A 12,542-nucleotide genomic window follows, 5' to 3' on the forward strand; every position below is an offset into this window, starting at 1 on the left:
CTAGGAAGGACGAGCATCGGCGCGGAGCGAATTTGACATTCGTGAGCACCGAAGCGCAGGACTGACACCGAATGCGAGGGTTTGTCTACACGCTGAGAGGTCCCTGTCATAGAGGGACCTCTCTTTTTCTGCTTACGACAGCTCACTTAATTCCTCTAACCGCCGCTTCGCTTCTTCTTTATTAAAGGAACTATAATAGCGATAATTCTCATCATCTAAGATGCGGTAATGCTGGCTTAGTACATTTTGCTGGAGACGAAACGTACCTTTTTTCACAGACGTCCGCCACCAAACCTTTCCGCCAATCGTACGTTCAACAGATAAATGCAATTCATCGTGGGCGACGACTTCCAAAATCTCAAGCGGATCATCCCCAAGTGTCCCTTTTAAAATGTCACTATCCCTGAATAATGCACATACGGCCGCAGATTGCGTCCAGTTGAGGCGAAGACGATTCTTTTCTACCTGCTGCAAATGCCGTTTGGATAGCCCAAGCACCTCAGCCATGCGGTCCTGTGTATAGTCTTTTTCTTTTCGAATTCGTGCCATTTGTTCTGTGACGAGGTCAATTACCATTTCTTTGTCCATCTCTCATCACCTCTTGATTGTTCAGTCTTTACTGACATCATACACGATTTCTTAAAAAAAGTGGCGTCTCACCTCATGGAATGATGGCGAAAACATCTATTGATTCTGCTTTTCACCATGACCATGCTGCTGTTTCCAATTCTCTTGGGCAGTCTCATGTAAATATGGATAAATGTTTTGTTTCACCGTTTGCTCAAATACTTCTTCATCTAAAATACTGTACGCCGGAATCTTGATCAATTTCCCATCAAATTTCCGAATAAGCACATCCATGAACAGAAATCCCCTGATACTGTAACGATGCCTGCGCATATCAATAGATTGAATGTCTTGAAAAGCGATTGTTTGTTGCCGATATAAAACAGCGCCATTCTCTCCTCGCTGAATGCGAAAAATCACATTTCCCCTCTTCGTAAAAGCCGGAAGAATCATCAAAAAAGAGATCCACCCATAGACAATGCCTAATAATCCGCCTAAAAATAAAAACAACGTATAATTCGATTCAAATGTAAGAGCTTCCGAAAATAACCAAATACCGATGATGCCAAATCCGCCCGTTGCTAAGAATGCCCATACTCTTAGAAAGGGTCTGCTCCTCACTTCTATTACTTCACTTGGATTCAAGCGTCATTCTCCTTTTCTCCATTAGAATATAGAACGTAATCCGTCTCTATGAGCCGTCTCTATCCGAAATTCATTTTCCTTCATGCCCGACACTAGCCAAGAATGCTTCTGCCCCGGAATAACAAATATCATGGACTCTACATCCGGCGTATTATTTTTATCATAAGTGACCTTCATCAAAGAATCCATTTTTCCTTTTCTGACCCTTACATCAGAAACAAATGCCCTCACAAGCTCTTGGTTCTCTGCTTTATTTAGAAAAGAAGGCCAATCATCATTCCCTTGACTGGCTTGTTCTAACAGCAGTTCAAATTCTTCTGCCTGCAAATTGATGACTGGTGTGAGGTGTTCACTCATGTGTATGTTCAAAAAGGTTGTCACTTGCTCCACAGTCTGCTGATCGTCTTTTAGTTTGTGAATCTGATGCACTTGTTGATCATAAAGCGTATGATGCGCATACACACCTACCTGAGTCGTATGAAAGGACGTACTGACCTCTTCATCTAATGCACCAAACCTTGAAGCTTTCACGGTATGTGATGCATCATTCATGGCCTGAATAAAATGCCGGTATGCTTCTTTATAACGGTATTGTCTATTTCGAAATTCCAGCACGTCTTTTGCCAGCAAAGAGCGGCATGCAATTTCAAATAAAAATCCAAGACGTTCATCCTCTACATCTGGATAATAGGCTTCCTTTAAAGACATCCCTTGCTCAAAATAGCCTTCACTGTAAAAACTAAAGATGAGTTCCTCAATACTTAGACTTAGCTGATCCAACTTGATCTCTCCTTATCCAAAAGAAAATGCGCCCTTCAAGAAATCACCTGCACCTTTCAACAGCGAATCTGCGGTTTCTTTTGTTTTTTCTATTCCTTTATGTATCACCTGATTTGCTTGATCAATGGTGTCATTGACTGCTTTAACACCTTGACCTGCAAGTTCAAATGCTTTTTTTCCTTTATCGACAACCGCATGAATTGGGTCTTTTAATTTCACTGCGACCTGTTCTGCAAAACCAGAAGTAAGCTTGGCGACTTTTTCACCAATAAAGCCACCTACTGCTGATCCTATCGCACCGCCAACGACTGTTCCAATCGGTCCTGCAAAGCTTCCAAGAGCGCCACCCACAACGGCACCTGCAACAGATCCGCCTGCAATAAAGACCGTATTATTCACTGCATTTCCAACAGCCTTTGCATTTTCACGCTTGAGAACTTCAGGCTGATCCCCAAATTCCGCATAGTTCTCCGCAATTTTCAGACCGCAGCCTACCGTTTCTGTTGCACCCGTGACGACCGTTGCAATGATGGCATTTCCTTTCGCAAACCTTGCACCATTTTTCAGAACAGACTTGATGCCAGCTGTGTCCTTCCAATTGATACTCCCTTTTGTGAAATCACGTACACTGTTCGTGAACGCAACTGTATCACTAGGATAAAATTTCGTAAATTTCTTATGGACCAGGTCAGCCATCGACCAATTCGATCGTTTTAATAATTCTTTTTTGCTCAGCCAAATCCTTGCCAACCGGTCAAATCTCGTACCTTCTACCCGTCCGGTCACATCAAGAAGGAGCTTTGAATGCTGCGCAGCATATCGGCCATTTTCTTTAATAAAAGTCGTCATTCCAAGCCCATAGTATTTTGCCTGCATCATCACAATACCAGCTAGGCTCGTGAGTGTACCATATTGATCATACAGACTGTACATTTTCCTTAAAATATCATCAGCTTCGACCATTTTATCCGTTGCATGACGAATGGCAATGTCGTCACTGCTCAATTTGCTCATTAAGGCTTGTCCAGAACCCCATGCATCTCCTACACCAGAAAAACAGCTTCGATAACGGGGATCACAGCCTAGGATGAGGCCATCCAGTTCACTATGTAAATCGTGGTGCTTTGTTTCGATGGCCGAAAGCTCTCCTACAAAATCATTCGCCAGCCCTGTCAGCTGATCTGGATCTACTACAATGTCACGCGCCATCACATCATCTCCCTTCTCGGTTTCTTTCTCTCCGTTCTTCTCGCCTTTTTCGCTCAAGCTCTTCCATTCTGGCGATTTCAGCTTTACGTTCCTCGATTTTGACAGCAGCATCCCGCAGTTCCTGACTTGTTTCAAGCAAGTCCTTTTCAAATTGATCATAGCGTGCCACTGTTTCCTCAAAGCTTTGATCAAATTTATCTCTTGCTTCCCCTTGCCAGCCTGATCCAACTGCCTTCAGCCGATTCTCAAGCAGCTGCTTCGACTGCCGAATGCCATCAGCAGCTTCCTGGAACTTTTGAGCGAGTGCAAGTGTTTGACTAGAATCCAACTTTCGCACCCCTTTCTCCCAAATTAACGTACAAATGGATGATTTTATATGTCCTCATTATAAATAAAAAGACACCCAAAAAAATCACCCTAAAGAACCATTCAGCACATCGCAAAATAAAAGTAGGTCTTTTTCCTCTCTAATTGTCAGAGAAAGCCTTTCTTGTTATGAAGCGCATTCAAGACATGATAAAATGAACATATTCTACAAAAGGAGTGACGTATTGATGAAAGAGGAAATGATCCAGCGATTCACAAGTTATGTAAAAGTGGATACACAGTCTGATGCAGACATAGAGAGCTGCCCATCCACTGAAGGACAGCTAAACCTAGCAAGGCAGCTAGTTGAAGAGATGAAATCCATCGGCATTCAAGAAGTGACAATGGATGAAAACGGTTATGTCATGGGCACGATCCCATCTAACACAGACAAAGAAGTGCCAACCATTGGCTTCCTGGCTCATATCGACACAGCCACTGACTTCACTGGCAAGAACGTGAAACCGCAGATTCATGAGAACTATCAAGGCGGGGACATCACGTTAAACGAAGATCTACATATCGTATTATCTCCAGCACAGTTTCCAAATTTACAAAAATACCAAGGACATACGCTCATCACGACTGATGGCACGACCCTGCTTGGTGCAGATAACAAAGCAGGTATCGCAGAAATTATGACCGCCATGCATTACCTGATTGAGCATCCAGAAATCAAACATGGAAAAATTCGTGTCGCCTTCACACCAGATGAAGAGATCGGCAGAGGACCTCACAAATTCGATGTTGATGCCTTTGGCGCTTCTTATGCTTATACGATTGACGGTGGCCCACTAGGAGAGCTTCAATATGAAAGCTTCAACGCCGCAGGTGCAAAAGTATCAATTAAAGGAAACAACGTCCATCCAGGGACAGCAAAAGACAAAATGGTCAGTGCTGCAAAGATCGGCATGCTCTTTCACAACAAACTTCCTTCAGATGAATCTCCAGAATACACGGAAGGATACGAAGGCTTTTTCCACCTCACAAGATTTGTAGGAGAAGTAGAAGAAGCAGAGTTGCAATATATTATTCGTGATTTTGATAAAGAGAAATTCAACAAGCGCAAAGCACTGTTTGAAAAAATCGCAAACGACTTAAAAGCGGTCTACGGCGAAAACAGCATCACCCTTAGCATTCAGGATCAATACTACAATATGAGAGAAAAAATTGAGCCAGTCAAACATATCGTAGACATCGCTCATGAAGCCATGGAAAACCGCTCAGTGACACCTGTCATTGAACCAATCCGCGGCGGTACAGATGGCTCACAGCTTTCATATAAAGGACTTCCAACGCCAAACATCTTTACTGGCGGGGAAAACTTCCACGGTAAATATGAATTCATCTCTGTAGAGAATATGCTGAAAGCGTCAGAAGTGATCGTGGAAATTGCACGTTTATTTGAAGAAAAAGCATAAACATGTTTACAACCGTTCCTGTTCGGGAACGGTTTTTTAATAAAAGTTTACAATTTTCTGAAACTTTTATGACACTTAATCGTACTAATAGAGACAACCCCAGAAAAATTCTTCTTGACGAGTGAAATAACTGGAAATATAATAGTTAAAAACAACCAGTATTTTAGACCTAAAAAAGCAGCCAGAATAAACCTTTAGAACTAAACGCTATTTGCTAACTATTTTCAGTTATAAACATCACTCACCCTGTCTACACTTAAAGAATAGGATGAATTGGAGGAATGTCATATGATGATTTTATTGATTATCGCTTCACTTTGCTGCTACTTACTATTCTCTTTCAAAAAAGATAACCGCACCCAAAAACGAAAAAGCGCAGAGCTTTCGGAGTTTGAAATCTTTCGTATGCGCCGCCACTACAACGGCAAACGCCGTCACCCACTAAACGATGCACCCAAACAAGTATAAATGTAAAAAGAAGGGCCTCATCACCAGAGGCTCTTTTTATGTATAAAAAACGACCAAATTCATGGCCGTTTCTCTTGTTTATTTATACACCTTCGCAGGTACTTGAATCATAGGAATTCCTACATAGTACGGTGAAATTTCATATGGCTGGAAGACAACAGCGATTCCCTTTTTCGTGAAGTAGTACTGCGTGTCGTAGCCGATTTGAATATCGCTTTTTTTCAGATTCGCATAGAATTTACTTTTATGCTTCTTTGTGTAGTTATAGATATAATCTCTTACTTTTGTACGCTTTTTCTTTGTTTTTACCACATCTGTAAAGTACAGTTGCTTTGTTTTTTTCTTTGTTAACACATAGTTCATGCTCGTAACCATCGTATCCCCGTGCATGCTACCGTCATTCATGTAATCATAGTTTAGGATACTTAGTTTCTTCCCATTATTAAATTTCGTTTTAAACGATCTCTCGTATGTGATCTTCCCAATGCCTTCTTTTTTCGCTTCGTCCTTTAAGAACAAATACGTAGAGTAGGAAAATGCAATATCTTCTTTTAAATCATGGTTGATGGTTTTCATATGCGCTTTACTAAGGTTTTTCACCTGTGCATATTTAAACGTTTTTTTCTTTTTATAATAGTGTGTGCTTACTTTTGCTTTTTTCACTTGTTTGGCATCCGCAGATCCAACTGGCGCAAACAATGAAACAATCAGCGAAAAAATGAGCAGGCTGATCGTTAGGCCTTTTTTCATTGTCATAGTAAAAACCCCCATTTTTGTCTATTACCAATTGAGTATACCATGACAAAAGAACCAAAAGAAGTGTTTTCTTCCATATTATTCTTTATTTTTCATGTGAGGTTTGTTTACCGTTTTCATAAGTTCCTGTATGCTTAAGATAGAATGTTAGATGAAGTGTGGTGTTTATCATAGAAGAGAATATTTTTAGTCATATCCGGACAACATTTCATAGTTTGTCCCCTACCCAGAAAAAGATTGCCAATTACATTTTACAAAACCCTCAGAAAGTTGTGCTTCATTCGATTAGTGCACTCGCTGCTGAATGCAACACAAGTGAAACGACGATCTTTCGTTTTCTGCGAAAAATTGGATATGAGTCCTATCAAGTGTTTCGTGTCCATGTCGCGCAGGATATTGCGACCAATACGCCTCAATCTATATACGGTGAGATCGAAGCATCTGATAGTGTCGCAGATATTAAACATAAGGTCATAGAGTTAACAACCAACTCTATTCAGGATATGAAGCATATTTTAGAAGACCAAGCTGTGACACAATTTATTGAGCAAATGAAACAGGCTCATAAAACCGTCTTCTTTGGAGCAGGTGCCTCCAGTTTTATTGCCGGAGATGCCTATCATAAGTTTCTCCAGCTTGGCTTTGAAGTGAGTCTATGTAGTGATCCTCATATGATGAATATGATTGCAACACATGCAACGGAACATGATTTTATCGTCGCGATCTCACATTCAGGGGAAAGTAGAGAAATCCTTGATGCCGTGCAATTTGCAAAGGAAAAAGGTGCAACGGTCGCCTCGATCACGAGCTATCCGAAATCAGAGCTCGCCAAGAAATCCGACTTTCATCTGCTCAGTTCATCGAGAGAAACAACCTATCGTTCTGACTCAATGATTTCTCGTATTAATCAGCTTGTGATTATTGATGTTTTGTACGTCACAGCTGTTTTAGAATTAGGATCAAATGCAATCGACAACGTCAAACGTTCTCGATTAGCTGTAGCTAAAAATAAAACATAATCGACCATAGACCGGAGCTGTTTCCGGTCTTTTTTTTGTGACTTTTCTCATATTTTCCGTTGACACATTCCTATTTCGTCATGTACATTAAATGAACAATAGTTTATTTCCTACTATTAATTTAAATCGATAGTATATATACTAACAAAAAGAAAAGAAAGCGCTTTTTGTAAGGGGTTTCTAAATAGGAGGCGGACAAAATGGCAAAGCAAATTGGATTCATTGGATTAGGCATTATGGGGAAACCTATGGCACTCAATCTATTAAAAGCCGGTCATACTGTGACTGTTTTCGATATTCATACAGAAGCTGTTCTAGCATTAAAAGAAGTGGGCGCAAATGCCGCTGCATCAGCTGCTGAGGCAGCATCTGTAAGCGATATCATCATCACGATGCTTCCAAAAGGTGAGCATGTAGAAGCAGTCGTAGCAGGTGAACAAGGCATATTGGCTACAGCAAAACCTGGCACGATCATTATAGATATGAGCTCTATTTCACCTGTTACTTCTAGAGCATTAGCGGCACTGGCAAAACAGCATCAGGTCGAATTTATCGATGCTCCTGTCAGTGGCGGAGAGCCAAAGGCGATAGACGGGACACTTGCGATTATGGCGGGCGGAGAAGAAGAGATCTTTGAACAAGTAAAGGATGTCCTCTATGCCATGGGCACAGATGTCGTATTAGTTGGTTCAAATGGAAGCGGGACAACCGCTAAGCTTGCGAATCAAATCATCGTCAACTTAAATATCGCTGCCATGTCCGAGGCACTCGTCCTTGCCGCTAAGTCTGGCATTGCGGTTGATAAAATGTATGAAGCCATCCGAGGTGGACTGGCAGGAAGTGCTGTCCTCGATGCGAAGGTTCCTCTCATTTTAGAACGAAACTTTGAGCCTGGCGGACGTATTGACATCAACTTAAAGGATTTAACCAATGTCATGGAAACTGCCCACGATATCGGCGTTCCTCTCCCGCTTTCTAGTCAGCTGCTAGAAATCTTCCACGCCCTCAAAGCAGACGGAAAGTCTGGACTTGATCACGGCGGAATCGTTCAATATTACGAAAAAATGGCTCATGTTGAAGTGAAGAAAGGATGAGGTTCTATGAAACAAAGCATTGAATTACTAAATGCCATTCCGAAAGCGGATTCAGACCGCATTCAATCAGCATACGAACAAGCACTAAACCATTTTCACCATAAAGTGATTGTATTAGACGATGACCCAACAGGTATTCAAACCGTGCACGGCGTCTCTGTTTTCACCGATTGGTCAGAGAAAAGCATTGAGGCTGGTTTTCTTGAAGACAGCCGTATGTTCTTTATCTTAACCAACTCTCGCAGTATGACAGAGAAAGAAACGGCGGTTCTTCATGAAACGATCGCATCAACGATTGTGAAAACGGCTGAACGGCTTGATCAAGATTTCATCATTGTCAGCCGGGGAGACTCCACCCTACGTGGACACTTCCCGCTAGAGACTGAAATTCTCAGAACGACCATTGAACAGCAAAGCTCCCGCCAATTTGACGGCGAAATCCTTCTTCCCTTTTTTAAAGAAGGCGGCCGCTTTACGATTGGCAATATTCACTACGTACAGGAAGGTCACGAATTAATTCCTGCTGGTGACACAGAATTTGCATTGGATCGTACATTCGGATTTCAATCTTCTCACCTCGGAGAATGGATCGAAGAGAAATCAAACGGATCGTTCACTAAGGAAAACACTACTTATATTTCTTTAGAAGATATCCGGGCTTTACGTATTGAACAAATCAAGGATCAGCTGATGACCGTGAAAGATTTTCAAAAGGTGGTTGTGAATGCAGTGGACTATGACGATGTCAAAGTCTTTGTCGTTGCCCTCATAGATGCCATCAAAGCAGGTCAGCACTTTCTATTTAGAAGTGCGGCAGCTCTCACAAAAGTGCTTGGCGGTGTTGAGGATCAAGCACTATTAACTAGACAAGACTTAATACAGGAAGAAAGCACGCACGGTGGCCTCATCATGGTCGGTTCCCATGTCAAAAAAACAACCGAACAATTGCGAGCGCTGCAGCAAAATAAAGACATTGCATTTATTGAATTTGATACACACCTCGTGTTAGAACCTGAAGCATTTCAAGAGGAAATTGACCGCGTGATTCAACAAACTGAAAGGCTTTTAACAACCGGACAATCGGTTGCTGTTTATACAAGGAGAGAACGGCTTGATCTTGGAGACAATCGCCGAGAGGAAGAATTGAAACTCTCTGTTCAGATTAGTGATGCGGTGACAAGCATTGTCCAGCGCCTCTCCATTCGCCCTAAGTACCTCATTGCCAAAGGTGGAATCACCTCAAGCGATATTGGAACAAGAGGACTCAGCGTCAAACGTGCGACCGTCGCAGGTCAAATCAAACCAGGTATTCCCGTTTGGCAAACAGGAGAAGAAAGCAAATTCCCATTTATGTCTTATGTGATTTTCCCGGGAAATGTTGGCTCAAAGGATACGTTAAAAGAAGCAGTAGACATACTTGAAGGATAAAGCAGAGGGGGCGTTCACGCTCCCTTATGCAGCACAAAGGAGGAAAGATCATGTCGTTAGTTTTTATCGGACTTGGCGTTTTGTTATTACTTTTACTCATGGTTGTCTTTAAGTTAAACGCTTTCATTTCGTTGATTATTGTCTCTTTAATCGTTGCCGTTTTAGAAGGCATGTCACCACTTGAAGCGATTGCTTCAGTCGAAAAAGGGCTTGGAAGTACACTCGGCCATCTGGCGTTGGTTCTTGGCTTTGGAGCGATGCTTGGTAAATTGATGGCTGATTCTGGCGGTGCTCAGCGTATTGCCATGACACTCATCGACCGCTTTGGTATCGGGAAAATCCAATGGGCGACGATGCTGACTGGATTTGTTATCGGAATTGCTCTATTTTATGAAACCGGATTCATTATTCTTATTCCATTAGTCTTTACCATTGCTCAAGCCGCAAGACTTCCTGTGTTGTATGTGGGAATGCCGCTCGTCGCTGCACTCATTACAACACATGGCTTCCTCCCTCCTCACCCAGGGCCGACAGCCATTGCCAATGTATTTCAAGCCAACATGGGACAAACCTTATTGGTTGGAATTATTTTAGCCATTCCTGCTGTTTTAGTAGGCGGACTTCTGTTTACGAAACTATTTAAGAAAGACCAACTGCATGCACACATTCCAAAGGACTTGTTTAATCCAAAGGAATTTACAGAAGAGGAAATGCCAAGCTTCAGCATTAGTATTTTCACCGCTATTTTACCTGTATTGCTCATGACATTCAGAGCATGTTTAGAAATTTTCTTCCCGTCCTCCCCGCTGCTACCGGCAGCTGAGTTTTTAGGCGAGCCGGCGATTGCCCTATTAATCTCTGTGCTGCTTGCCATCTACACATTTGGTCTTGGCAGAGGAAAGAGCATGCAGGACGTCATGAAGTCGATTACAGATTCAATTGGCTCCATTGCGATGATTTTATTGATCATTGCAGGCGGCGGCGCCTTTAAACAGGTGCTCATTGACAGCGGTGTTGATCAATACATTGCAGGGATTATGCAAGGAAGCACACTGTCTCCTCTGCTCCTCACTTGGCTGATTGCAGCTGTCCTTCGTGTCTCTTTAGGGTCAGCAACTGTCGCGGGTCTCACAGCAGCTGGCATTTCTGCACCGCTAATTGGTTTGACGGGAGTTAGCCCCGAACTAATGGTGATTGCAACAGGCGCCGGCAGTATAACATTCTCTCATGTGAATGATGCAGGTTTCTGGATTTACAAAGAATACTTTAATTTGTCGATGGCTCAAACTTTTAAAACGTGGACATTGATGGTGACTGTTCTATCACTTGTTGGATTAGCAGGTGTTCTCGTCGCTGATTTGTTTATGTAGGAAAATAAATAGGAAAAACCATTGACTTTTTCTCGAAAAGATTGAATAATTGTGTTTATTAAGAAAATTGAATCAAAGGTAACCTTATTAAGAGTGGTGGAGGGACTGGCCCTGTGAAACCCGGCAACCGCTGTTCCTAGGAACAGAATGGTGCTAATTCCTTAAGCAAGCTGATGCTTGTTTGAAGATAAGGCAGAGATCTCACAGTATATGATGCTCTTCCTTATCTAAGGAAGAGCTTTTTTATTTGATTTATAACCTGAAGAAAGAAGGGATTCAGCATGACACAAGTACAAACCATTGGTAAGAAAACAACAAAGCCGCCATTTCGCGCAGATCAAGTAGGGAGTTTACTTCGTTCTGAACGCATCAAAGAAGCACGTAAGCAAAAGGCAGACGGTACACTGACAGCAGAACAGCTCAGACAAATTGAAAACGAAGAAATCATTCGTATTGTAGAGAAGCAAAAAGAAATTGGATTAGAGGTTGTCACAGATGGAGAATTCAGACGTGCATGGTGGCATTTTGACTTTCTAGAAGGGCTTGATGGGGTCGAAGGATTTGAAGCAGACCAAGGCATTCAATTCCACAATACGACGACAAAAGCGAGAGGCATCAAAGTAACAGGTAAGATTGATTTTACTGATCATCCAATGATAGAGGATTATCGCTTCCTTCACAGCATCGCGGGTGATCATACGGCTAAAATGACGATTCCAAGTCCGAATATGCTCTTTTTCCGTGGAAAGCTTGAAGAAGGTGTGTACAACAGCTTAGATGATTTTCACCATGACGTGGCACAAGCTTATAAAAAAGCCATCCGTGCTTTTTATGATGCAGGCTGCCGTTACTTACAGCTAGATGATACAGCTTGGGCTGTGTTCTTTTCTGAAAAAGGACATGAACAAATCAAAGCTTTTGGCCGCGAGGAAGATGAACTGCGTGAATCGTTTGCGAAAACAATCAATGAAGCGGTTGCCGATCGACCAGATGATTTAGTGATCACCATGCACATTTGCCGTGGTAACTTTAAATCAACTTGGGCAGCCGAAGGTGGTTATGAGGCAGCGGCAGAAACGATTTTTGCGGGTCTCGATTTGGATGGTCTCTTCTTAGAATTCGACGATGACCGTTCTGGCGGATTTGAACCCCTGCGTTATGTGAAGAATCCAAACCTTCAAATCGTACTAGGTCTTGTCACTTCAAAGTATGGGGAACTCGAACCCGTTGATCAGATCAAAAGAAGAATCGAGGAAGCGGCTCAATATGTGGACATCAACCAAATTTGTTTGAGCCCACAATGTGGATTCGCCTCAACAGAGGAAGGCAATTTGTTAACAGAAGAACAGCAATGGGAAAAGCTGCGTCATGTGATTGAGATTGCGGATCAAGTGTGGAAATAACACATCTAGTTCTAAG

Annotated in this window: 13 protein-coding genes and 1 riboswitch; of the genes, 7 read left to right on the forward strand and 6 right to left on the reverse strand. The window is 42.3% G+C overall.

All coding sequences use genetic code 11. The features are described from left to right. Window positions 1-132: 132 nt before the first annotated feature. The 5 genes from ACTJKA_RS04750 to ACTJKA_RS04770 all read right to left on the reverse strand — a co-directional run bounded on the left by ACTJKA_RS04750 (window position 133) and on the right by ACTJKA_RS04770 (window position 3,529). Complete coding sequence (locus ACTJKA_RS04750) at window positions 133-588, reverse strand: helix-turn-helix domain-containing protein (protein ID WP_017368337.1); 456 nt, start codon at window positions 586-588, stop codon at window positions 133-135. A 96-nt stretch (window positions 589-684) separates the two neighbouring features. Then, window positions 685-1,212 carry a YfjD family protein gene (locus ACTJKA_RS04755; protein WP_171465916.1) on the reverse strand — a complete coding sequence of 176 codons (528 nt, stop codon included), beginning with the start codon at window positions 1,210-1,212 and terminating at the stop codon, window positions 685-687. Between the two features lie 21 nt (window positions 1,213-1,233). Then, on the reverse strand, window positions 1,234-1,992 hold the full coding sequence (locus ACTJKA_RS04760; RefSeq protein WP_108611106.1) for a hypothetical protein: 759 nt from the start codon (window positions 1,990-1,992) through the stop codon (window positions 1,234-1,236). Window positions 1,993-2,004: 12 nt separating this feature from the next. Next, on the reverse strand, window positions 2,005-3,201 hold the full coding sequence (locus ACTJKA_RS04765) for a DUF6861 domain-containing protein (RefSeq protein ID WP_017358662.1): 1,197 nt from the start codon (window positions 3,199-3,201) through the stop codon (window positions 2,005-2,007). Between the two features lie 4 nt (window positions 3,202-3,205). Then, a complete protein-coding gene (locus tag ACTJKA_RS04770; protein WP_017358661.1) occupies window positions 3,206-3,529 on the reverse strand; it encodes a WXG100 family type VII secretion target in 324 nt (107 codons plus the stop codon). A 226-nt stretch (window positions 3,530-3,755) separates the two neighbouring features. On the opposite strand from ACTJKA_RS04770, the gene pepT reads away from it, so the two are divergent. Continuing rightward, window positions 3,756-4,988, forward strand: a complete 1,233-nt coding sequence (gene pepT / locus ACTJKA_RS04775; RefSeq protein ID WP_008345662.1) for a peptidase T — start codon at window positions 3,756-3,758, stop codon at window positions 4,986-4,988. Window positions 4,989-5,276: 288 nt separating this feature from the next. After that, entirely contained in the window at window positions 5,277-5,456 is a 180-nt protein-coding gene (locus ACTJKA_RS04780; RefSeq protein WP_008345664.1) for a hypothetical protein, read from the forward strand. Window positions 5,457-5,534: 78 nt separating this feature from the next. On the opposite strand, the gene ACTJKA_RS04785 is transcribed toward ACTJKA_RS04780, so the two are convergent. After that, window positions 5,535-6,212: a DUF3298 and DUF4163 domain-containing protein gene (locus tag ACTJKA_RS04785; RefSeq protein ID WP_017368341.1), complete on the reverse strand. Its 678-nt coding sequence runs from the start codon at window positions 6,210-6,212 to the stop codon at window positions 5,535-5,537. A 161-nt stretch (window positions 6,213-6,373) separates the two neighbouring features. Here ACTJKA_RS04785 and ACTJKA_RS04790 point away from each other — a divergent pair, with 161 nt between their 5' ends. From ACTJKA_RS04790 to ACTJKA_RS04810, 5 genes are all read left to right on the forward strand, one after another. Next, the gene (locus ACTJKA_RS04790) at window positions 6,374-7,231 is read left to right on the forward strand and encodes a MurR/RpiR family transcriptional regulator (RefSeq protein ID WP_024719230.1); all 858 of its coding nucleotides are present in this window, start codon (window positions 6,374-6,376) and stop codon (window positions 7,229-7,231) included. A 200-nt stretch (window positions 7,232-7,431) separates the two neighbouring features. After that, window positions 7,432-8,325 (forward strand): 2-hydroxy-3-oxopropionate reductase, encoded by an 894-nt coding sequence (gene garR, locus ACTJKA_RS04795; protein WP_345911434.1) that lies wholly within the window; start codon window positions 7,432-7,434, stop codon window positions 8,323-8,325. Between the two features lie 6 nt (window positions 8,326-8,331). After that, window positions 8,332-9,753 (forward strand): four-carbon acid sugar kinase family protein, encoded by a 1,422-nt coding sequence (locus ACTJKA_RS04800; protein ID WP_440607644.1) that lies wholly within the window; start codon window positions 8,332-8,334, stop codon window positions 9,751-9,753. A gap of 50 nt (window positions 9,754-9,803) precedes the next feature. Next, on the forward strand, window positions 9,804-11,123 hold the full coding sequence (locus tag ACTJKA_RS04805; RefSeq protein ID WP_429623399.1) for a gluconate:H+ symporter: 1,320 nt from the start codon (window positions 9,804-9,806) through the stop codon (window positions 11,121-11,123). A gap of 81 nt (window positions 11,124-11,204) precedes the next feature. Next, window positions 11,205-11,317: riboswitch (SAM riboswitch) on the forward strand. Window positions 11,318-11,404: 87 nt separating this feature from the next. After that, the gene (locus tag ACTJKA_RS04810) at window positions 11,405-12,526 is read left to right on the forward strand and encodes a 5-methyltetrahydropteroyltriglutamate--homocysteine S-methyltransferase (RefSeq protein WP_440607645.1); all 1,122 of its coding nucleotides are present in this window, start codon (window positions 11,405-11,407) and stop codon (window positions 12,524-12,526) included. The last annotated feature ends 16 nt before the right edge of the window (window positions 12,527-12,542 follow it).

Source organism: Bacillus sp. 22190, assembly GCF_052045575.1.
Taxonomy (GTDB): Bacteria; Bacillota; Bacilli; order Bacillales; family Bacillaceae; genus Bacillus; species Bacillus altitudinis.

Excerpts from the sequence above, each read along its gene's own strand:
- pepT (WP_008345662.1), top strand. The coding sequence starts at position 3,756 with ATGAAAGAGGAAATGATCCAGCGATTCACAAGTTATGTAAAAGTGGAT.
- ACTJKA_RS04765 (WP_017358662.1), bottom strand. The coding sequence starts at position 3,201 with ATGGCGCGTGACATTGTAGTAGATCCAGATCAGCTGACAGGGCTGGCG.
- ACTJKA_RS04805 (WP_429623399.1), top strand. The coding sequence starts at position 9,804 with ATGTCGTTAGTTTTTATCGGACTTGGCGTTTTGTTATTACTTTTACTC.
- garR (WP_345911434.1), top strand. The coding sequence starts at position 7,432 with ATGGCAAAGCAAATTGGATTCATTGGATTAGGCATTATGGGGAAACCT.
- ACTJKA_RS04780 (WP_008345664.1), top strand. The coding sequence starts at position 5,277 with ATGATGATTTTATTGATTATCGCTTCACTTTGCTGCTACTTACTATTC.
- ACTJKA_RS04750 (WP_017368337.1), bottom strand. The coding sequence starts at position 588 with ATGGACAAAGAAATGGTAATTGACCTCGTCACAGAACAAATGGCACGA.
- ACTJKA_RS04800 (WP_440607644.1), top strand. The coding sequence starts at position 8,332 with ATGAAACAAAGCATTGAATTACTAAATGCCATTCCGAAAGCGGATTCA.
- ACTJKA_RS04810 (WP_440607645.1), top strand. The coding sequence starts at position 11,405 with ATGACACAAGTACAAACCATTGGTAAGAAAACAACAAAGCCGCCATTT.
- ACTJKA_RS04785 (WP_017368341.1), bottom strand. The coding sequence starts at position 6,212 with ATGACAATGAAAAAAGGCCTAACGATCAGCCTGCTCATTTTTTCGCTG.